Here is a 21,223-nt window from a genome sequence, read left to right on the forward strand (position 1 = left end):
ACTTTTTTCCTGACTCATTGAAAAATGGCCATATTGTTTTATCGTTATTTTTTATTATCATCGACTTCTTCAAAATCAGCGTCGACAACATTGTCATCTTTTTTTCCGTCTCCCCCGGCATCCGTGTTTTGCTGCTGTTGTGCCGCCTGCTGATACAGTTTGACGGACAAGTCTTGGACGATTTCCTGCAGCGCATCTTTTTTCTGCCTGATTTCATTGAGATCGTTCTTCTCAATGGCCGCTTTTAATTCGTCTTTTGCTTTTTCGGCTTTGGAAATTTCAGATGCGTCCACTTTTCCTTCCAGTTCTTTTAATGTTTTTTCAGCAGTGAATACAAGCTGGTCGGCTTCATTGCGGAGTTCCGCTTCTTCTTTGCGCTTCTTGTCTTTTTCTGCGTTCGCTTCCGCTTCTTTTACCATCCGTTCGATTTCTTCATCGGACAAAGTGGTGGACGATTTGATCGTAATCTTTTGTTGTTTGCCGGTGCCAAGGTCTTTTGCGCTGACATTGACAATCCCGTTTTTATCAATATCAAACGTAACTTCGATTTGCGGAATGCCGCGCGGTGCCGGCGGAATATCGGTCAATTGGAAACGGCCGAGCGTTTTGTTGTCGGCAGCCATCGGGCGTTCGCCCTGCAGGACATGAATGTCAACGGCTGTCTGGTTATCCGCTGCAGTTGAAAAGATTTGCGATTTTGAAGTCGGGATCGTTGTGTTGCGCTCAATCAGTTTCGTGAACACGCCGCCCATTGTTTCAATTCCGAGCGACAGCGGCGTAACGTCGAGAAGCACGACGTCTTTCACATCCCCGGTCAATACGCCGCCCTGGATTGCGGCACCCATCGCCACGACTTCATCCGGGTTGACACCTTTATGCGGTTCTTTCCCGATTTCTTTGCGGATCGCTTCCTGAACGGCCGGAATCCGGGTCGAGCCACCGACTAAGATGACTTTATCGATGTCATTCGCCGTGAGCCCTGCATCCTGCAACGCCTGGCGTGTCGGGCCCATTGTCCGTTCAACAAGGTCTGCCGTCAGTTCGTCGAATTTCGCACGGGTTAACGTCATTTCCAGGTGGAGCGGGCCTGATTCCCCTGCTGTAATAAACGGCAGGGAGATTTGGGTGGAAGTGACCCCTGACAAATCTTTTTTCGCTTTTTCAGCCGCATCTTTTAAACGCTGGAGCGCCATTTTGTCTTTCGACAGGTCGATGCCGTGTTCTTTCTTAAATTCACTGACAAGGTAATCGATGATCGCCTGGTCGAAGTCGTCGCCGCCGAGATGGTTGTCACCGGCTGTCGCGTGCACTTCAAAGACGCCGTCGCCGAGTTCAAGGATGGAAACATCAAATGTACCACCGCCAAGGTCAAATACAAGGATGGTCTGGTCTTCATCCGTTTTATCAAGGCCGTATGCCAGCGCTGCGGCAGTCGGTTCGTTGATAATCCGTTCGACTTCAAGCCCGGCAATTTTCCCGGCGTCTTTCGTTGCTTGGCGCTGGGCATCATTGAAATAAGCAGGGACCGTAACGACCGCTTTTTCGACTTTTTCGCCCAGATAATCTTCCGCATACGATTTCAAGTATTGCAGAATCATGGCGGAAATTTCCTGTGGCGTATATTCTTTTCCTTCCGCCGTGACTTTGTGTGTCGTGCCCATATGGCGTTTGATCGAGATAATCGTATTCGGATTTGTGATCGCCTGGCGTTTGGCGACTTCCCCTACCTGGCGTTCCCCGTTTTTAAAAGCGACAACAGACGGTGTTGTCCTGCCTCCTTCCGGGTTCGGAATGACTTTCGGTTCGCCGCCTTCCAAAACTGCGACACATGAGTTCGTCGTACCTAAGTCAATGCCGATAATTTTGCTCATGATAATGCCTCCCTTAAAAATTATGTAAAGCGCGTTACTCGTTCACTTTCACCATGGACGGGCGGATCACCCTGTCTTTTAAAATGTACCCTTTTTGGAATTCCTCGATCACAACATTGGACGCAGTGCCTTCTTCCTGCCCCTGCATGATCGCCTGGTGATAGTGCGGGTCGAATTCTTTCCCGAGTGCTTCAATCGGTTCTGCGCCTTCTTTTTTCAGCGCCTCCAAAATGCTGCGGTAGACCATTTCCATCCCGTCCAGCAACTGGGCCGTATGTTCATTTTTTTCAGCCATGGACAGTGCGCGTTCAAAATTGTCAAGCGCCGGCAGCAGGTTCACAATCAGATCCTGTGCCCTGTATTTCTCGGCTGCTTCGCGGTCCAGATTTACGCGGCGCCTGTAATTGTCAAAATCTGCGCGCAGGCGGAGATAACGGTTTTCAGCCTGATCGAGCTCATTCCGCAATTTCTCAATCTCCTCTTTAGCTTTATTCAGTTCTTCAGCGGCATTTTCGGTTTCAGGCTTCTCCGCCTTTTCCGCTCCATTACCTTCGCCCTCTGGCGGCGCCTGCTGATTTTCCGTATCTTTTTCTTCCGCAAAAACGGATTCAATTTGTCCTTCTTTCACTTCATCCGAAGCCCGTTTTTGTTCGTCTTTCACTTCTTCTGAAGCACGTTTGTTTTGTTCGTCTGCCATGAGCGTTCACCCCCTTTAAAATGAGACGGGCATAAAAAAGTCCAGTAAGAAAGGACTTAAAGCATGTGCTTTTGCGCTTTAAGCCTCCCTACCCAATATGCCCGTATTGCCTATCCGTCATACAGTTTCGTCAAGGCGTTGGTCATATCATTACTCAAGAAATCCACTATGCTGATGACGCGTGAATATTCCATGCGCGTAGGGCCCAAAATTGCAATTTTGCCGACCGGCTGGTTACCGATCGAATAGGTGGCTGTAATCATACTGCAATCTGCCATCTCGGAAATCTGGTTTTCTTTCCCGATTTTTACGTGAATGCCGCTCGGCACGCGTTTGACCAGGTCATAAAAACTGTCTTCCCGTTCTATCATATCAAGAAGGGGACGGACTTTCTCAAGGTCATGGAACTCCGGCTGGTTCAAAATATTGGCTTTCCCGCCGACAAAAATTTTATCATGCCGGTTTTCGTTGAACATGCTGATTACGGTCTTCAGGATCGATTCATAGTTTTCAGTATGGCTGCGCAAAATGTCAGCGACTTCTTTATATATTTTATCCCTTAAATCCGGAATCGGCACATTGGCCAGCCGCTCGTTAAAAATATTGACCATTTTTTCAAGTTCGCCCGGGCGGAATCCTTCCGGCAGCGAAATCGTCTTGTTCTCCACGCGGCCGGTATCGGTAATCATAATGGCAACCGCCGTTTTTTCATTCAGCGGGACGATCTGCATATTTTTCAGTTTCGTATCTTTGACTTCCGGGCCAAGCAGAATCGCCGTGTAGTTCGTCATTTCGGAAAGGATTTGGGCAGACTTTTTCACAAGCTCTTCCATTTCGTCTATTTTTTCGGCAAAAATCGAATGAAGCTGCGATATGTCTGCCGGTCCCAGTTTTTGTGGCGACAGAAGATGATCGACGTAATAACGGTACCCTTTTTCAGAAGGTACCCTGCCGGATGACGTATGTGTTTTTTCAATAAACCCAAGTTCCTCAAGATCTGCCATTTCATTCCGGATCGTAGCGGAACTGAAGGAAATGCCGTTTTTCTTGGAAAGCGTCCTGGAACCTACCGGCTGGGCGGAACGAATAAAGTCATCAATGATCACTTGCAAAATCAACAGCTGACGATCAGTTAACAACTTCCATCACCCCTGTTAGCACTCCGTATAAACGAGTGCTAATTTATATAAATAAATTAACAAAATCCCCTGTTGTTGTCAATATATTTACATCAAGCGTCAACTGAGGAGAAAAGCTTCAAAGACTTCATTGCCGAGAAAACGCCCTTCCCTTGTCAGCCGGAGAGAACCGCCCTTTTCTTCAAGAAGCCCGCGTTCTGTCATTTCTTTGATCGCGCCTGCAAAAACTTCTTTCATATCCACTCCAAATTTTTCACGGAAATGGCGGAAACGGACGCCTTCGTTTTTTCTGAGCCCGAGAAACATTTCTTCTTCCATTTTTTCTTTTTTTGTCTCTGTATGTGTTTCCATAACAGGGAGGCACCCGTCCCGGAGCATGCCGATATATTTTTTCAATGCGCCGTAATTGGACAGGCGGACACCTTTTTCATACCCATGGGCGCCGGCGCCGAAACCGAAATATTCTTCATTATTCCAATAGACGAGATTGTGGCGGCTTTCATAGCCGGGTGTGGCAAAATTGCTGATCTCATACTGCTTTAGGCCGTGCTTTTCCATCTCGTCCATTAACATGCTGTACATATCCGCTTCCGCATCTTGTGACGGCAGGCGGAGTTTTCCTTTCCGCAGCAGATTGTAAAAAATCGTCTTCGGCTCAATGATCAGCGAATAACTTGAATAATGCGGCAGCCCCATCGACAAGGCTTCGTCAAGCGTTTCGCGGAAATCTTCAAGCGTCTGCCCGGGAAGCGCGAACATCAAATCCATGCTGATATTGGAAAAACCGATCTTTCTCGCATGGCTGATCGTCCGGTAGACATCTTCCCGGCGGTGGGTCCGTCCGATTTTCTCAAGCAGCCGGTCATTGAACGACTGGACGCCGAAACTCAGCCGGTTGACACCGTAGTCATGCAGAAGGCGTAGCTTCTCTTCTGACGTTTCCCCGGGATTGGCTTCAAATGTAAACTCCCCGTCCCCGTCATAAGGCAGGATCGTGCGGATTGCGGCAAGCAGTTTTTCAAGCTGCCGCTCATTCAGCGCGGTCGGCGTGCCACCTCCGACAAAGACCGTGCTCAGCTTTTCACAAGGGGCTTCAGCCGTTTTGATCCGCATTTCTTCCAGCAGCATCTCAATGTATTCATCCACCGGCTGGCCTTTTAACAAAAATTTATTGAAATCGCAGTAATAACAAATATGTTCACAAAATGGAACATGAATATATGCGGCTTTCATTGCATCACAACCTTATTTGTTTTCATCACGGGCATGCCCCGGGGAAAAGGAGCGCGCGGACAGCCGCCAATCCGCTCCCTACCCGCCCCCGGTTATTTTTTCGGGGTCTCGTCCATTTTCAGCACAGCCATAAACGCTTCCTGCGGGATTTCAACAGAACCGACCTGCTTCATCCTTTTCTTACCTTCTTTTTGCTTTTCAAGCAGTTTCCGTTTCCGGGAAATGTCCCCGCCGTAACATTTTGAAAGCACGTTTTTGCGCAATGCTTTAATATTGGAACGCGCAATAATTTTCTGGCCGACTGCCGCCTGTACTGGCACTTCAAACTGCTGACGCGGGATGAGTTCTTTTAATCTTTCGACAATCGTCTTGCCGCGCTCGTACGCAAAGTCGCGGTGGACGATGAAACTGAGGGCGTCCACTTTTTCCCCATTCAGTAAAATATCCATTTTTACGAGATTGGACTGTTTGTAGCCGATCAATTCGTAATCAAAGGAAGCATACCCTTTTGTACTCGATTTCAGCTGGTCAAAAAAGTCGTATACAATCTCAGAGAGCGGGATTTCATAAATGACATTGACACGGATATCATCGAGGTACTGCATATCGATAAAATTGCCGCGTTTTGCCTGGGCAATTTCCATCACTGCGCCGACATAATCGTTCGGAACCATAATGGACGCGCGCACGTACGGCTCTTCGATATATTCGATTTTCTGCGGTTCCGGCAAATTCGCCGGATTATCAACCGTCACTTCACTGCCGTCCGTCAGTTTAGTTTTATAAATGACGCTTGGCGCGGTCGTAATCAGATCAATGTTGAATTCGCGTTCAAGCCGTTCTTGGATGATTTCCATATGCAGGAGCCCGAGAAAACCGCAACGGAAACCAAAACCGAGCGCCTGCGATGTTTCCGGCTCATATTGCAGCGACGAATCATTTAACTCCAGCTTTTCAAGGGCATCCCGCAAATCATTGAATTTCGCGCTGTCTACCGGGTACAGGCCGCAGTAAACCATCGGATTCATCCGCCGGTAACCGGGAAGCGCCTCTTTTGCAGGATTTTCAGCGCTTGTAATCGTATCGCCGACGCGCGTGTCTTTTACATTTTTAATCGATGCCGTTAAAAATCCGACATCGCCGACAGTTAATTCGTCTATGTACAACGGTTTCGGGGTGCTTACGCCAAGCGCTGTCACTTCAAATTCCTTGCCGGTTGACATCAGTTTAATCTTATCCCCGACTCTGACAGAGCCCTCCATTACACGGATATAGGCAATCACGCCGCGGTACGAATCATACAGCGAGTCAAAAATAAGCGCCTTCAGCGGGGCATCCGGATCCCCCTCAGGCGCCGGTACTTTTTCGACAACCTGTTCAAGAATATCTTCAATCCCGATTCCGGCTTTAGCGGAAGCAAGAACGGCTTCCGATGCATCAAGGCCGATCACATCTTCTATTTCCTGCTGGACGCGTTCCGGATCGGCGGAAGGCAGGTCAATTTTATTGATGACCGGGATAATTTCAAGATTGTTATCCAATGCAAGATAAACATTTGCAAGCGTTTGCGCCTCGACCCCTTGCGCGGCATCGACAACGAGCACCGCTCCTTCACAGGCGGCAAGGCTGCGTGACACTTCGTATGTAAAGTCTACATGTCCCGGGGTATCAATCAAATGGAAAATGTATTCTTCCCCGTCATTTGCTTTATAGTTCAGCCGGACGGCATTTAATTTGATCGTAATTCCGCGTTCCCGTTCCAGTTCCATCGAATCGAGGAGCTGGTCCTTCATTTCGCGCTCGCTCAGCGCATGGGTCTTTTCCAGAATGCGGTCGGCCAAAGTCGATTTGCCATGGTCGATATGGGCAATAATGGAAAAGTTGCGGATCCTCCTCTGCCTGTCTAATTTTTCTTCACGGTTCATCATTTACCTTCACTCCTGTATTCGGCACATGTACACTATTTCTGATTATATCAGCAGGAAAGCGCGACTTCAACGAAAAATGATCAGCCGCGCCTCGCCAAAAAAAGAACCGCCTGTTCAGACGGCTAACGGTTTCCTGATTGTCCGCTCCCGGCGCCGTTTACACTGTCCGCCTGCCAGTAATACCCAGCGAACACATCGGCAAAAACATCCATCGTCCGGTACATTTCTTCAAAAGTATTATCCACGCCGCCGACTTCAATGAGAAAAGCATTTCCCGATAAATCCTGGTTGAATTTTCCGTTGGTTGACGCCCCTTTCTTCAAAATGACACCCCTTGACAGGTTTTTATACTTCTTTTTGATCAAGTTATGCAAATCCTCAGCCAGCTTTGCATTCTTTTCCCAGTTCGGGTTTTCCCCGCCGATCACAAAAGCAATTTTTGCATACGATTTTCCATTGATGGTAACGGTCGTATCTTTTTTTCTTCTCGAATCGCGGTGGATGTCAATAAAATATTGAAGGTCGCGGTCGTTTTTCATCGCCGATTCGACGACGGTGCGCGATCCTTGGTAAGACTGGTAATACTGCATATGGTTTTTCTCAAGTAGCTTCAACACATCAGTCGTATTCGCCTCTGCGCCAATTCCCTTGTCCTCGAGATCCTGCGCGAGCCTCGCCCCGACTTTTGTTACGTTGATCTTCGAATGCTGGGCAAGGTCGGGATTCGTGACGCCTTTTAAATACGGCAGATAGGATTCATGTGTATGGGTAAAATAAATCAACACCCGTTTCTTGCCGCCCGTTGTCCGCCCGGGCCGCTGTTTTGCATCGTCCGATCCGCCATTTTCCTCGATTTTTTCCGTATTTTGTGTGGCCGGGTCTTTCGATTGCAAGGCGCTGTCAGGCGGGACGGATTCAATCGGCATATTCGTATAGTCAGCGCCGTCTCCGGCAACAAGGATTTTGCTGTCAAAGATTTCAAATCCCGGCAGTTCACGCCCGAGAAAGCTGCGCGGGTCTTCAAAGCGGATGTTGGTGAGCATTTCAAACACGAGATTTCCGACCGGCCGCTCGTCCGTATCCGGAAAATGGTGTACAAGCAGCTGGCTGTCCGACAGCAGGTACTTGTACAATGTTTTGCTTGAAAGATGCTTTGCGGCTTCATTGACAGCCGAAGAGGAAACCCGGTATCCCGGCTTCAACGACGTCAATGTGCCAATTAAGATGACAACAAGCACGAGGGACAGGATGATTATAGAGATTAGGCGTATCACACTGGTCAGATTCAATATAAAAAAATGGCTGGAATGCCTGCCGCTTTTCATCGTCCCACCCTTTCCAATCGATTCTATTACATTCTATGAATCTCATGGAAGAATAGAACACCGAAAAGCGGGGGCGCCCTCGGGCTATGGCGGAGCGCCTGCAACTTACCTCGTCTTAAAACCGGTATTTTCCTGGTTCACATGGGGGTGGAGCGCCGCATTTAGCCCGCTCGCCAGAAGATTTGCCATATCTTCCATAAAAATGTCCACTTCTTTTGGCGTCACCATTAAGTTATGGCCGAGCGGCGCGAGCACTTCGTGAATCAGTTTCCGCTTTTCCTGTTCATCCAGATTGCCGACAATTCCCATAAACATTTTCCGTGCTTCACTTCCCGGCAGATCTTCTTCCGTTAGCCTCCGCTTTTCCCCGAACGAAAGCCCTGCCGGTGCAAGCGCCCGTGAAGGCCGGCCTGATTCTTTCATTTCTTTGCCAAAATGTTTTAAAAGAAAATCGATCGTGTCGCTCGTAATCGTCACGGCGTCCACCACTGTCGGAACGCCGATCGCAATTACCGGCACACCGAGCGTTTCTTTCGACAATTCTTTCCGCTTGTTGCCGACACCGGATCCCGGTTGAATGCCTGTATCCGAGATCTGGATCGTGGCATTCACCCTTTCCAGCGAACGGGATGCGAGTGCATCGACGACAATAATAAAATCCGGTTTCGATTTTTCACTGACGCCGAATATAATATCGCTCGTTTCGATTCCGGTCAGCCCCATAACCCCCGGGGCAAGCGCACTCACCGGCCTGTAGCGCGATTCAACATTTTCCGGCTCGATTTTAAACAGATGGCGGGTGACGAGCACTTTTTCGCAAACAAGCGGGCCGAGCGCATCAGGCGTCACATTCCAGTTGCCGAGCCCGACAACAAGGCAGCTCGCCTCCGGACCAATATTTAAATGTTTCAAATATTGATTAAACTCAAGTGCAAACAATTCTTCCACCTTTTGCTGGATGTCCATATCCCCGCTGCGGATGCCCTGCATTTCAATCGTCAAATAATTCCCGGCCTTTTTTCCGATGACTTTTTCCCCTTTTTTGGAAATTTGAACCGTCGTCACCTTTATATCGTTTACGGTCCGTTCTTCCACCGTTACGCCTTCCAGTTCTTCGCTTTCCCGGTTCTTCACTTTCTCTTCCACTGCAAGATCACGCGCTTCAATCGCTAAATCTGTGCGGACGGAATAAACACTGAGATCCATTTGTTCTTCTTCCTCCTTTTGGCCGTTTCCTTTATCCTTGTTTTTCCCCATTCCAGCCAGACCATTCGTTTTGTGCAAATTCCGGCTGTATGTATTGCAATCTTGTCTTCCATTTGTTACAATATCATTTGTTCTAAAGTGAAAGTGGACGAGCCAAACTAAGTTTGCTCGTAGGAGGTGAAACGGGTGCCAAACATTAAATCTGCGATTAAACGCGTAAAAGTGAACGAAAAAAACTATGCTCAAAATACAGCGGCAAAATCCGCCATGCGTACGGCAGTGAAAAAGTTTGAAGCGGCGGTTGAAAACAACGACGAAAACGCAAAAGCACTTTTAGTCGATGCGGTGAAACGCCTTGATAAAGCTGCATCTAAAGGCCTTATCCATAAAAATGCGGCAAGCCGCCAAAAATCACGCCTGATGAAAAAATTATCCGAACAGGCGTAACGCACCAAAATAAAAAAGACGCGCAATCCGCGTCTTTTTTATTTTGCCTTCATTTCATGCAGTTGAAACAAAAACATTTCAATGATCATTTCTTTTTTCAGCCCGCCCGATTTCATCTGGTAGTCGCTATCGGCAAGCAGCGCCATGATCCGGTTCAGTTCATCCGCGGAAAAAAGCCCCGCCTGCCCCGCCGCCAGTTTTACTCTGTATGGATGCACTTTTAAATAAGACGCGATTTGCTGCTGGCCGTAGCCGCGCCTTGCCAACTCTTTCGTCTGGTAGATGAGCCGGAACTGGCCGGCAAGGAGCGCCAATATTTTAATCGGCTCTTCATTGAGCTTTAAAAGGTCATAATAGATCCGGAGCGCCTCATCAATGCGGCGGTGAACCACTTTTTCGACAAGTTCAAATACATTTTGCTCAAGCGACCGTGCCGTCAGCAATTCCACCATTCCATCTGTAATTTCATTACCGCTTCCGGCATACAGGGCCAGCTTGTTTATTTCATGATCGAGCGCAATCATATTGGTTCCGGCAAGCGAAATCAAGTGTTCCGCAGCCTTCCTGTCAATCCGGCAGCCTTCTTCAGCGGCGCGGGAAACAAGCCACCCTTCAAGCTCCCTTTCATTTAATTTTTTTGCCTGGAAAGTTGCGGCCTGCTTTTTGATCAATTTCACCAGTTTTTTCCGTTCATCCAGTTTTTCATAAGGCGCAACCAGCACAAAAACCGTGTAAGGGGCGGGAGATTTCACGTATGCTTCCAGCTTGTCCAGCTGGTGTTCCACTTTCTGTTTTTGCTTTTCAGCAGTCAAAAAAAACGGATGGTGCGCAATCACGAGCCGCCTCTCCCCCATAAAAGGGAATGTCTCCGCATCTTCGACCGCTGTCTCGACCGGCACTTCCTCCAGGTCATACGAAGCATAATTAAAATCTGCCTCTTCCGGAGTGAGCGCATGATCCAGCAACTTTTGTTTCGTTTTTTGAATGAAATAATCTTCTGCGCCGTACAATAAATAAAGCGGGGAAAATTGCCCGCGTTCAATCTTTTTCCATAATTCATCCATTCTGTTCCGCTCCCAAACCTTTCTTACTCCCTATGTTAAGAGAACGGGCGCATGGTTGCAAGTAGAAAACAAATGGAAAAGGGGATCCGTAAAATCCCCTTTATCTATATAAACGTTAACGGAACAGTCCCGGGAAGCTTTTCCGTTAACGGTGGACCCGTACCCTTATTGTCACACGCAGCCGGATATCTATGAATGACAACTCCATCCAAAACGGTGGAAATCGTTCTGAAATTATCATATAATCAAAAAACAGGGAGGGATTTGGATGAATGAATTCGAGCAGGATGTCCAGTCAAAAACGAACGATGTTGCCGATGCCGGAGCAGGTTTTCTGATCTCTTTTTTGTTTTTTGCGCTGATATTTATCATTGCCACCGCAGCAGACATCATTGGCAGATAGCCCCGCTCCGGGCAGTGCCGGAGCCATTCCGGACGGTTCCTTAATTAATGTATATTATGGGAGGACGGTAGAAAAGGTTCCCTTTTCTTTGAAAAAGCGGTATTGCACCGCCCCGTCCTCATCCGTCCGGAATATGAATACCCCGTTTTCGCTGAGCCGTTTGACCACTTCCGGAGATGGATGCCCGAAACGGTTATGCTTTCCGACAGAAATGACGGCGATCCGCGGATGATACTTTTGGATGAGCGTTTCGCTTGTCGAAGTTTTGCTGCCGTGATGCCCGGCTTTTAGTACGTCAATGTGGATATCCGGATAAGCCGCCACGAGTTTTTCTTCTCCTTCCTGCTCAAGGTCTCCGGTAAACAGCCACGTCTTTCCCCCTGTTTTCGCATAAAGGACAAGCGAGTCATTATTCCCCTCATACGTTTCGTCAAACGGCGAAAGATATTGAAATACGCCCGATTTGTTTTGCCATCCGTTCCCACTTTTCATTTCATATACCGGGATTTTTTTCTGTCGGGCACAAGCGAGCACCTTCTGCATCAGCGGTTTTTCCCATGAATGAGGCGAGATATCGATTTCTTTGACGCGGAGAGACGTGATCACCGCCGTTGCGCCGCCAATATGGTCCTCGTCGCTGTGCGTTAAAATCAGCTTATCAATCGTTGTAATCCCCTGGCTTTTTAGAAATGGCACCACAATATCTTTGCCGGTTTCAAACGGATGCTCCCTTTTTTTCCATGCCGGTTTCGGAAACTGGACGGTCCCTCCTGTGTCAATCAAATACGTCCCCCTTGAAAGCGGCAGCCGGATTAAAATACTATCCCCCTGCCCGACGTCAATAAAGGTGATTTTACCGAAAAGCGGATATCTGTTTGCCGCAAGGAGGAGCAAAAGCACAGAAAAAAGTGGCAGGACAGCCCGGATCGTTTTCTTGCCGTTTTCCATCGCCACCAAACCATAAAATCCCGCACCTGTCATCAGGATCAATCCCCAGTATGGCGGCCTCCCGGTAACGAGCGTGGACCAGCGGCCGTCGAACGCTTCCCCCGTTTTTTCCGACAGCGTTACAAGCCCGTCAAAACACGTGGCAAAGATGGAAAACAGCGGCGGCGCCCATTCTGAAACAAAGGCAAGCGCAGCAAGCGGGAGCAAAACATACGTATAAAGCGGCACATAAAAAAGATTGGCAACAAGCCCCGCAATAGAAAACGCGTAAAATGAATAAGAAAGGATGGGGAGGGCCGCAAGCTGGGAAATGAACGAGATTGCGAGCCCTTTTTGCAACGGGCCCCGGAACCGCTCTAAAAGAGGCCCTGAAAGAAGCAGTGCGGCGCAAACGGCAAAAGAGAGCTGGAATCCGATATTATACACAATATTTGCATTTTTTAACCCATACAAAATGAAACAGATGGACAAAGCATCGAGCGGCCCGATTGGCAGTTTTTTTTGCCCAGCCAGCACAAGCAGCATCGTCATCGCCGCCGACCGGACAACTGGCGGGTTCATGCCGCATAATACCGCATAAACCGGCATCACCCCCAGTAAACAAACGGCGGCACGTTCCCTTGTCATCCCGAGCCGGATGAACAAATAGTAGCAAAACCCGGCAACGAGCTGCACGTGAAGCCCGGAAATGGCAAGCAGATGGACGACGCCAAGCCGCTGGTACAGCTGGTAAACATCGTCATCAAAGTCTGTTTGCTCGCCAAACAAAAGCGCTTCTGCATACGGTACGGATTTTTCCGGAAATGTTTTTTGAATTTGAAGCAGGAAGTGGTGGCGGATTTTTTTCAAGAAACCGAGCAGATGCTGGGGCGGGCTGTTGCACGCGGAAAGCCGGTCCGCTTTTAAAATCCAGCGGATATGCTGATGAGCCAAATAGGTGCGGTAGTTAAATGTAGACGGGTTGCGGTTTGGCTCAGGGGCTTCCAGTTCCCCTTGAGCCATGCAAACCGTTCCGGGGGATAAGATTTGTTTCAAAGATTCCAGTTCTGCTTCGTTCCCAGCGTAATACGTTAACATAAACGTTTCTTTCCCGGTTTCCGCCTTTCCCTTGATCGCGTTCCCGTCGATACGCGGATAATCGCTGAAGCGGACGGGCGTCCGGGCACTGCCGGCATGAAACTTTGTATCATACGCAACTGTCTGAAAGGTACCGCTCAAAAACCCCAACCCGTAAAAAACAGCGGACAAAAGGAGCAAAGGCCGGTTTCGGGCCAGGAAAATCCGGATCCAAACCAAATGGGCCGAAAGAACCAGAAGCAGCGGCGCGTGAAGGCCAATCAGGATGCCGCTTAACGTGGCGAGCGCGGCGAACAGCCAGTTGCCTTTCACACCATCACCGTGTTACGCTTTCGGAACGGATCCCGTTTCCATTTCTTGATAAGTGCCTGCAAATAATGCCGCCGCCATTTGCTGCAATTCCTCCAGTTCTGCCGCTTCCGCCCCGTGGTCCTTTGCAATCATGAATAATTTCTCCACCAGTTTGGCTTTTTCTTTCGCCCGGATATCGAGCGTTTCCGGATGGAACGGGACATGTTCGACATGCACCCCCGCTTTTTCAAAAAGCTCCTTTGCATACGGATGTACCCGGTAATCTTGGGCATAGTACACGTTTTGAATCCCTGCCTGAATAATTGCTTTCGTACAGTGCAGGCACGGGTAATGAGTCACATAAAGATCCGCGCCGTTTGTTGCCACCCCGAACTTTGCACATTGCAAAATCGCATTCATCTCCGCGTGGATGGTCCGCACGCAATGTCCATCAATCACGTAGCAGCCTTTGTCAATGCAGTGTTCGTCCCCCGCGATCGATCCGTTGTAGCCGCCTGCGATAATTCTTTTATCCCTGACGATCGTCGCCCCAACCGCAAGCCTTGAACAAGTGCTCCGCCAGGATAATAAATGGCTTTGCGCCAAAAAATACTGGTTCCAGGAAATCCGGTCCATTTTTCTCTTCCTTTCTGCTCATGTGATTACTGTAAAGTGATGGAATTTTCGATTTTCGCAAAAGTCTGGTCCCCAATCCCCGACACATTTTTCAAATCTTCCGGTTTTTGAAAAGGGCCGTTTTTCTCCCGGTATTCGATAATGGCCGCAGCTTTTGACGGCCCGATGCCCGGAAGCGTTTCAAGCTGGGTCTGGTCGGCCGTATTGATATTGACCTGTGCGGCCGCTTCACCGCTTGCCGCCGTCCCGGAAGAAGAGGAAGCGGGCGCAGAAATTCCGGCAGCCGCCGTGGCAGTTTGGGCAGAAGCCGCTTTTTCGCCTTTTTTCGGCACCTCAATCACCATTTCATCTTTTACTTTCTGCGCGAGATTGACCTGATTCCGGTCGGCGTTTTCATTAAAGCCCCCTGCTTCCTGAATGAGGTCATAGACCCGGTCATCCGCTTCTGCTTTGTAGATGCCGGGATGCTTCACCGCGCCTTTTACATCCACGTAAACTTCGGCAGCGTTCTGCGTTTGGGCCGGGGCTTGCGTTTGTGCGGTATTTTGGGTCCCGTTTTGATTTTGCACATCTGTCCCGCCCTCCGCAGGCTGTCCGGACTGCACGGCCGTTTCGGGTTGCTGGTAAGCCCCGGAAGCAGTGTCCATACCTCCATTTTGGCTAAAATAGTAAAAGATTGCAATCGTAATGGCTGCCACAGCCGCAGCTGCATGCCAGCGGTATTTGAGAAACAACGTTTTCAAAGACGTTCACCTCTTTTTTTCCATTTTGTTTTTGGATACATAATCGCCTGAATTTGTACATATATTGTACCGGGCGCTGAAAGATCGGCGGCTTGAGGAGGGGAAGCCAGCATGAACATTGGCGTGATCGGAACGGGAAATATGGGTAGCATGTTAATTGAAGCTTTGATAGAAACAAAAGCCGTTACGCCTGCACAATTCCGGATCACAAATCGCACACCTGAAAAAGCCGCAAAACTTGCAAACAAGTATCCCGGGATGCAGGTTAAAAATATAGAAAATACTATTTTGGAGAGCGACTTAATTTTGCTGTGTGTAAAACCGCTTGAGATGCACGGCATTCTAGAGAAGGCTGGGGGCGCCTTCCGGAATGATCAGTGCCTTGTCAGCATTACAAGCCCGGTTACAGTCGGGCAGCTCGCCACAATGGTTCCCTGCTCGTGCGCAAGAGCCATCCCGAGCATTACAAACAGGGCAGCTGCCGGTGCGGTGTTGCTGACATTTGGCAGCCAGTGCACAAGCGAGTGGCAGGGAAAATTAAAAACATTGTTCTCCAAAATATCCACCCCGGTTGAAGTTGACCAGCAAATCACGAGAGTGGCATCGGATTTGGTCAGCTGCGGTCCTGCTTTTTTCAGTTTTTTGGCACAAAAAATGATAGAAGGAGCCGTCAACAAAACAAAGATTGACAGCGACACCGCTTGCATATTAACGGCTGAGATGTTGATCGGCCTGGGGGAACTGCTGAAGCAGCAAATTTATACGCTACCTGCCCTGCAGGAAAAAGTGACGGTAAAAGGCGGTATCACCGGCGAAGGATTAAAGGTGCTTGAAAAAGGGACGGATGGCTTATTCGAAAAACTGTTTGAAGCGACGCATGAGAAATTTAAGGAGGATACGGACGCGGTGGCCGGGCAATTCGGCACACCATGATATTTCGACATCTTTCTGTTTATTCCTGCTTCTTTTTTAAATTTTTTTCAAAAAAAGCATTCTGCGTAGGCAGAATGCTTTTATCGTTTGATGCACGTAAAAAATATCCTTTCACTTTTTGGGCCGGGCGCTTCTTCTGTAAAATCAGCAGCGGGCGGCATAACATGGAAGCCCGATTCCGTAAGCCAGTTTTCATAATCAGCAACCGGAAACGTCCGCTGTTTATGTAATTCATCAAAACGTTCATACAAGCCGGATTTCTCATCATATACGAAAAAACTGAGATCATGTTCAACGGCATGCGGGCGCTCACCCGGAAAGCAGTTCCAGATATAGGAAACCTCATCCCCGTTATCGGCAAAAGTGTGATGAGGGAATAACACATCTGTTTTATAAACGGAATGCACGTCAAACAAAAACATTCCCCCGGCCTTCAGGGCTGCATGCACATGCCGGAACGTTTCTTTGACCTCTGTTTCCGTTTCCAAATAGTTCAGAGAATCACAAAAAATCGTGACCATATCAAAATCATGCAGGCCGCAAAGCGCGCGCATATCCTGCTGCAGGAAAGTGAGGTGTGCCCCTTCAGCCAGTGCTTTTCCGCTCGCGACTGTAAGCATGTCTTCCGATAAATCAACGCCCGTTACTTCAAAACCTTCCCGTGCAAGCAGCAGTGACAGTTCACCGGTACCGCAGGCAAGATCGAGCATGCGCCTTCCTTTGACACCATGCCGCTCCCTTTGCTGCTTCACCCACTGCAGCCATTGCGGATAGGGGGCATCTTCCATCAACGCATCATATACGTAGGCGAAATTTTCGTAGCTCATTGCAAGACGCTCTCCGCACTAACAGTCGGTGCGTCTCCCCAAAGCCTTTCCAAATTATAGTAATTCCGTTCATCACGGTTAAAAATATGGGCGACAATATCCCCAAGGTCAATCAGCACCCATTTTCCCTCTTCAAACCCTTCCATGCGCCTGACCGCAGTTCCTGCTTCTTCCGCTTTTTCTTTCACTTCACGGGCGATCGCCTGAATTTGTTTATCGGAATTCCCATTGCAGATCAGGAAATAATCCGCAATCAATGAAATCCCGCGCATATCGAGGACGACGATGTCTTCCGCACGTTTATCATCGCAAGCTTTTACGACTGTTTTTAATAACGTCTGATTGTCCATTTACTCCCCTTCTTTCTTCATCACTAAATCATTGTATAACGCAATCGTATCCGGAAAAACGGGCTGATTCCGGCCAATTAAAAATGTAATGGTATGCCCGGCTGCATACAATACTGCTTCATCGAGATCTTTGGCCGCAAGCCGCCTTGCTTCTTCGACACCCGGAAAATTCCGGCCGGGTTCAATATAATCAGCCAGATATACAATTTTTTCAAGCAACGCCATTCCAGCCCTGCCTGATGTATGGTACTTGATGGCATCGAGCACTTCCCGGTCCGTGACGCCGGCTTCTTTTTCCACCAAATAAGCGCCAACAGGGGCATGCCATAATTCATGATGAAAAGAAAGCAGCCGTTCGTCCATTTTCTGGTCGAGGATGATTTGTTTCATTTCCTCTTTCGGGCGGAATTTTGCATAATCATGAAAAATCGCCGCAAGTTCGGCTTTTTTCTGATCAGCATGATATTTTTTCGCCAGCCGGACGGCGCTTTCAGCAACACCGAGCGTATGGATGTAACGGCGCTCCGTCAGCTGTGCTTTGACAAGTTCCAATGCTTTCTCACGTTCCATATAAATGATGCTCCTTTATATATTCCCACACTGCATCCGGAATTAAATATTTTACCGACCGATTTTTTTGCAGACGTTCACGGATCAGTGACGAGGAAATATGAATTTCCGGAATTTCAACAAATTGGACAGGATACTTGGTCTGGTGCGAATATGCCGGCCGGTTGACGCCGACAAAGCGGACGAGCCGAACGAGTTGGTCGATATTCCGCCATTTCGGCAAGTATTCGATCATATCCGCGCCAATGATAAAATAAAAGTCCGTATCAGGTTCCCGCTTTTTAAGCAGCACCATTGTGTCATAGGTGTAGGAGCGGCCGGGCCTCTCCATCTCTATTCCCTCAATCGAAAATGCCGGCTGCCCCGAAATGGCAAGCGTGAGCATTTTGATTCGGTCATGGCCAGTGATGCCGGCCGTTTTTTCTTTATGGGGCGGGTCCTGGTTTGGCATAAAACGGACTTCGTCAAGTTTCAGATCCTGCAAAATTTCGTTCGCGATAATCAAATGACCAATATGCGGAGGGTCGAACGTCCCCCCTAAAATACCCACTCTTTTCATGCCGCCCACCCTTAAGGCAAAACAATCTCTTTATGGTTTTTCGATTCTTTATAAAGGACAATCGTATTGCCGATGATTTGCACGAGTTCCGCACGCGCCCCTTCTGCAAGCGCTGCGGCAACAGTATCTTTATCTTCATCGCAGTTTTGCAGGACGCTGATTTTGATCAGTTCCCGCGCTTCAAGCGCCTCCTGCACCTGTTTGACCATATTTTCATTGACCCCGCCTTTTCCGACCTGAAAAATCGGGCTCAAATGGTGGGCTTTTGCCCGCAAAAAACGTTTTTGTTTACCTGTTAACATGAGTTTCCTCCTAGAATGCTTTCAACGACGTTTTTCATTTTCCTGGTATCCGGCTTCACACCGGTCCATTTTTCAAACGCAATAGCCCCCTGGTAAATAAACATGCCGAGGCCGTTTTGCACCCGGGCGCCGCGTTTTTTTGCTTCGTTTAAAAATTTCGTTTCAAACGGATTGTATATAATATCAGATACAAACGCATCTGGATTTAAATTGCGGACGGAAAGCGGCTGTGCGTCTGTATTTGGATGCATGCCGATCGATGTCGTCTGCACAATCAGCGTATATTCTCCCAGCTGTTCTTCCGCTTCTTTAAGCGTAAGCACCTTTGACGGGCACGGAAAAGGGCTTTCGTCCCGCATTTCTTCCGCTTTTTTTACCGTGCGGTTGCACAGATCAACGGTTACTGCCCCTTCCCGGCATAGCGTATAATAAATCGCTCTTGCCGCACCGCCCGCGCCGATGACAAGCACTTTTTCCCCGGAAATCACCCGACCGCTTTCTTCTTTCAGCGCCTGCATAAACCCCGGGCCGTCTGTATTATACCCGGCCCATCCGTGTGGAGTGCGGACAACGGTATTCACCGCACCGATCGTTTCCGCAAGCAAGTCAATCTCATCCAAATAGGGCATGATCGCCTGCTTATGCGGAATGGTCACATTAAATCCGGCCACGCCGATTGCTTTCATGCCGTTTACGGCGGCTTCCAGATTTTCCGGCGTGACATGGAAAGCATGATAGTCTGCATCAATCCCGAGTGCCCGGAATACTTCATTGTGCATCGCAGGCGACAGCGAATGGGCAATCGGGTCACCGATCACCCCATATAAATCGCGCACATTTCTCACTCCCCGTTAAAAACAGAACCTTTTTCAGATCAACGACTGGCGCAGCATGACCTGAACACCCTTTGGCACATAGGCCGCGACAACGGCGCCCGGTTCGTTGACCGTCACCCAGCCAAGCCCGGAAAAAACAATATCCGTCTTTCCTTCTTTAATGGAAAATTCATGGCGAACGAGCGCCGGGAAATCCGCGGCTTCCGCTTTTCCCGGCGGCTGGAGCAGTTCCCCGAGCTGGCGCGCATACAAATCATCCGCATTTTCAAGTTTTGTACGGTGAATCTTTAAAGCATTTGAAACATAGCAGACAAATGAACGTCTGCCGCCCTTTATATAATCAAGCCGTGCAAGACCGCCGAAAAACAGCGTCTGCTGCTCGTTCAGCTGGAATACGGTCGGCTTGATTTCTTTTTTCGGCGTAATCACCTTTAATTCGTTCTTCCCGACGAAATGCGCCATCTGGTGGTGGTTGATGATCCCCGGCGTGTCATAAAGAGAGGTCCCGTCATCAAGCGGGATGCCGATCATATCCAGCGTCGTCCCCGGAAAATAAGATGTAGTGATGACATCTTTTTCCCCTGTTGCCTGCCGTATAATGCGATTGATAAAAGTGGATTTCCCAACATTCGTACAGCCGGCAACATACACATCTTTCCCGTTCCGGTACTGTTCGATGGCAACCATCGCTTCATCCATGCCGTGCCCCTTTGCTGCGCTCACAAGCAGCACATCAACCGGACGGAGCCCGAGTTCTTTCGCCTGCTGCTTCATCCAGTTGGCCATTTTCGCTCTTTTCACCGATTTTGGCAGGAGATCCTCTTTATTGCCGATTAAAAGAACCGGGTTTTTGCCCGCGAAACGGTGAAATCCCGGCAGCCAGGACCCGTTGAAATCAAAAATATCGACAATTTTTACAACAAGCGCATCCACTTGCCCGAGCCGGTTTAAAATTTTTAAAAAATCATCGTCTGTAAGCGGCACGTCCTGCACTTCATTGTAATGTTTCAATCTGAAACAGCGCTGGCAAATGACCTGCTCTTTTTCCAGCGCAGATTTTGGCGCGTAACCTGCCTCATCCGGATCTTCCGTCTGGATGAGTGCCCCGCAGCCGATACAATGGACAGCTTGTTTTTCCAAATTCAATCCTCCCAAGTCAAATAACCTTTTTTCCTGAACCAACCCATAATCCGGCGTTCAATCATCCGGTTGAGTTTTGTCGCAAATCCGTCTGATTGCGCAACCGGAACGACGAGAATCGTATAAAAACCGCTTCTATTGCCACCGAGCACATCGGTCAAAAGCTGGTCGCCGATCACGACAGTTTCTTCCTTTTTCACGTTCATGATGGCAAGCGCCTTACGAAACGCTTTGCCAAGCGGTTTTCTCGCTCTGAAAAGAAACGGGATGCCAAGCGGGTCCGCGAATGTTTTGACCCTCATTTCATTATTATTGGAAACAATCGTGATTTTGATATGATGTTCCTGCATGTCTTGGAACCATTGGACCAGTTTTGGCGGCGCACTCGGCCTGTCCCATTCGACCAATGTATTGTCCAAATCGGTGATGATGGCTCTAATGCCATGCTTTTTTAATTCTTCCGGCCTGATTGACAACACCGATTTCACTTGCCGATCCGGCAAAAAATTTTTCAAGATCAATCCGTGACACTCCATTCATTTTACCGTTCTGTCCACAAGATGCAAGCTTATCCGCCCGTTTATGCGTATATTGTCCCGAATATGCTTCATTCAAGTTTCTTTTATCATAACAATTTTTGCAAAAGATTCAACTGATAGCAATACCCAGTTCCCCGAAAGCCGGAAAAACAGGAAAAA

22 protein-coding genes are annotated in these 21,223 nt (G+C 48.6%); 3 read left to right on the plus strand and 19 right to left on the minus strand.

The features are described from left to right. Nucleotides 1–44: 44 nt before the first annotated feature. The 7 genes from dnaK to gpr form a co-directional block, all read right to left on the minus strand. Nucleotides 45–1,871: a molecular chaperone DnaK gene (gene dnaK / locus P9687_RS04010; RefSeq protein WP_328228778.1), complete on the minus strand. Its 1,827-nt coding sequence runs from the start codon at nt 1,869–1,871 to the stop codon at nt 45–47. Nucleotides 1,872–1,905: 34 nt separating this feature from the next. Continuing rightward, nucleotides 1,906–2,568 carry a nucleotide exchange factor GrpE gene (grpE, locus tag P9687_RS04015; RefSeq protein ID WP_014097969.1) on the minus strand — a complete coding sequence of 221 codons (663 nt, stop codon included), beginning with the start codon at nt 2,566–2,568 and terminating at the stop codon, nt 1,906–1,908. Nucleotides 2,569–2,678: 110 nt separating this feature from the next. Beyond that, entirely contained in the window at nt 2,679–3,707 is a 1,029-nt protein-coding gene (gene hrcA / locus P9687_RS04020) for a heat-inducible transcriptional repressor HrcA (RefSeq protein ID WP_014097968.1), read from the minus strand. A 99-nt stretch (nt 3,708–3,806) separates the two neighbouring features. After that, complete coding sequence (gene hemW / locus P9687_RS04025; RefSeq protein WP_014097967.1) at nt 3,807–4,940, minus strand: radical SAM family heme chaperone HemW; 1,134 nt, start codon at nt 4,938–4,940, stop codon at nt 3,807–3,809. 92 nt (nt 4,941–5,032) lie between these two features. Next, complete coding sequence (gene lepA / locus P9687_RS04030; RefSeq protein ID WP_035199711.1) at nt 5,033–6,865, minus strand: translation elongation factor 4; 1,833 nt, start codon at nt 6,863–6,865, stop codon at nt 5,033–5,035. Between the two features lie 125 nt (nt 6,866–6,990). Next, the gene (locus P9687_RS04035; RefSeq protein ID WP_014097965.1) at nt 6,991–8,193 is read right to left on the minus strand and encodes a stage II sporulation protein P; all 1,203 of its coding nucleotides are present in this window, start codon (nt 8,191–8,193) and stop codon (nt 6,991–6,993) included. A 105-nt stretch (nt 8,194–8,298) separates the two neighbouring features. Next, nucleotides 8,299–9,450: a GPR endopeptidase gene (gpr, locus tag P9687_RS04040; protein WP_017550563.1), complete on the minus strand. Its 1,152-nt coding sequence runs from the start codon at nt 9,448–9,450 to the stop codon at nt 8,299–8,301. A gap of 135 nt (nt 9,451–9,585) precedes the next feature. On the opposite strand from gpr, the gene rpsT reads away from it, so the two are divergent. Then, nucleotides 9,586–9,846 carry a 30S ribosomal protein S20 gene (gene rpsT, locus P9687_RS04045; protein ID WP_017550564.1) on the plus strand — a complete coding sequence of 87 codons (261 nt, stop codon included), beginning with the start codon at nt 9,586–9,588 and terminating at the stop codon, nt 9,844–9,846. Between the two features lie 38 nt (nt 9,847–9,884). Here the strand turns inward: rpsT and holA are convergent, their stop codons facing one another. Further along, complete coding sequence (holA, locus tag P9687_RS04050) at nt 9,885–10,910, minus strand: DNA polymerase III subunit delta (RefSeq protein ID WP_014097962.1); 1,026 nt, start codon at nt 10,908–10,910, stop codon at nt 9,885–9,887. 268 nt (nt 10,911–11,178) lie between these two features. Between holA and P9687_RS04055 the strand changes: the two genes are divergently transcribed. Next, on the plus strand, nt 11,179–11,313 hold the full coding sequence (locus P9687_RS04055) for a YqzM family protein (protein WP_014097961.1): 135 nt from the start codon (nt 11,179–11,181) through the stop codon (nt 11,311–11,313). A 54-nt stretch (nt 11,314–11,367) separates the two neighbouring features. Here P9687_RS04055 and P9687_RS04060 read toward each other — a convergent pair whose 3' ends face one another. From P9687_RS04060 to P9687_RS04070, 3 genes are read right to left on the minus strand one after another with little or no spacing between them, the layout of a single operon-like run. Further along, on the minus strand, nt 11,368–13,650 hold the full coding sequence (locus P9687_RS04060; protein WP_061577077.1) for a DNA internalization-related competence protein ComEC/Rec2: 2,283 nt from the start codon (nt 13,648–13,650) through the stop codon (nt 11,368–11,370). A gap of 12 nt (nt 13,651–13,662) precedes the next feature. Further along, nucleotides 13,663–14,265 (minus strand): ComE operon protein 2, encoded by a 603-nt coding sequence (locus P9687_RS04065; protein WP_061577078.1) that lies wholly within the window; start codon nt 14,263–14,265, stop codon nt 13,663–13,665. Nucleotides 14,266–14,291: 26 nt separating this feature from the next. After that, nucleotides 14,292–15,008, minus strand: coding sequence for a helix-hairpin-helix domain-containing protein (locus P9687_RS04070; protein ID WP_014097958.1), 717 nt, complete (start codon nt 15,006–15,008; stop codon nt 14,292–14,294). A 111-nt stretch (nt 15,009–15,119) separates the two neighbouring features. On the opposite strand from P9687_RS04070, the gene comER reads away from it, so the two are divergent. Continuing rightward, nucleotides 15,120–15,941, plus strand: a complete 822-nt coding sequence (comER, locus tag P9687_RS04075; RefSeq protein WP_061577079.1) for a late competence protein ComER — start codon at nt 15,120–15,122, stop codon at nt 15,939–15,941. Between the two features lie 80 nt (nt 15,942–16,021). Here the strand turns inward: comER and P9687_RS04080 are convergent, their stop codons facing one another. Genes P9687_RS04080 through P9687_RS04115 form a run of 8 tightly spaced genes read right to left on the minus strand, consistent with a single transcriptional unit; the run spans nt 16,022 to nt 21,046 of the window. Next, nucleotides 16,022–16,768, minus strand: coding sequence for a class I SAM-dependent DNA methyltransferase (locus tag P9687_RS04080; RefSeq protein WP_014097956.1), 747 nt, complete (start codon nt 16,766–16,768; stop codon nt 16,022–16,024). After that, complete coding sequence (rsfS, locus tag P9687_RS04085; protein WP_014097955.1) at nt 16,765–17,118, minus strand: ribosome silencing factor; 354 nt, start codon at nt 17,116–17,118, stop codon at nt 16,765–16,767. Before rsfS ends, P9687_RS04080 begins: the two co-directional genes overlap by 4 nt. Further along, nucleotides 17,119–17,688: a bis(5'-nucleosyl)-tetraphosphatase (symmetrical) YqeK gene (gene yqeK, locus P9687_RS04090; protein WP_035187915.1), complete on the minus strand. Its 570-nt coding sequence runs from the start codon at nt 17,686–17,688 to the stop codon at nt 17,119–17,121. It abuts the gene before it with no gap. Beyond that, complete coding sequence (locus P9687_RS04095; protein ID WP_017550570.1) at nt 17,678–18,247, minus strand: nicotinate-nucleotide adenylyltransferase; 570 nt, start codon at nt 18,245–18,247, stop codon at nt 17,678–17,680. Before P9687_RS04095 ends, yqeK begins: the two co-directional genes overlap by 11 nt. A gap of 11 nt (nt 18,248–18,258) precedes the next feature. Beyond that, nucleotides 18,259–18,549 carry a ribosome assembly RNA-binding protein YhbY gene (gene yhbY, locus P9687_RS04100; protein WP_017550571.1) on the minus strand — a complete coding sequence of 97 codons (291 nt, stop codon included), beginning with the start codon at nt 18,547–18,549 and terminating at the stop codon, nt 18,259–18,261. Further along, on the minus strand, nt 18,543–19,385 hold the full coding sequence (gene aroE / locus P9687_RS04105) for a shikimate dehydrogenase (RefSeq protein ID WP_061577080.1): 843 nt from the start codon (nt 19,383–19,385) through the stop codon (nt 18,543–18,545). The genes yhbY and aroE overlap by 7 nt, the downstream gene beginning before the upstream one ends. A gap of 33 nt (nt 19,386–19,418) precedes the next feature. Next, the gene (yqeH, locus tag P9687_RS04110) at nt 19,419–20,525 is read right to left on the minus strand and encodes a ribosome biogenesis GTPase YqeH (RefSeq protein ID WP_017550573.1); all 1,107 of its coding nucleotides are present in this window, start codon (nt 20,523–20,525) and stop codon (nt 19,419–19,421) included. Nucleotides 20,526–20,527: 2 nt separating this feature from the next. Continuing rightward, nucleotides 20,528–21,046, minus strand: a complete 519-nt coding sequence (locus tag P9687_RS04115; protein ID WP_017550574.1) for a YqeG family HAD IIIA-type phosphatase — start codon at nt 21,044–21,046, stop codon at nt 20,528–20,530. Between the last annotated feature and the right edge of the window lie 177 nt (nt 21,047–21,223).

It is taken from the genome of Weizmannia sp. CD-2023 (assembly GCF_036225245.1).
In the GTDB taxonomy this organism is placed as follows: Bacteria; Bacillota; Bacilli; order Bacillales; family Bacillaceae_C; genus Weizmannia; species Weizmannia faecalis.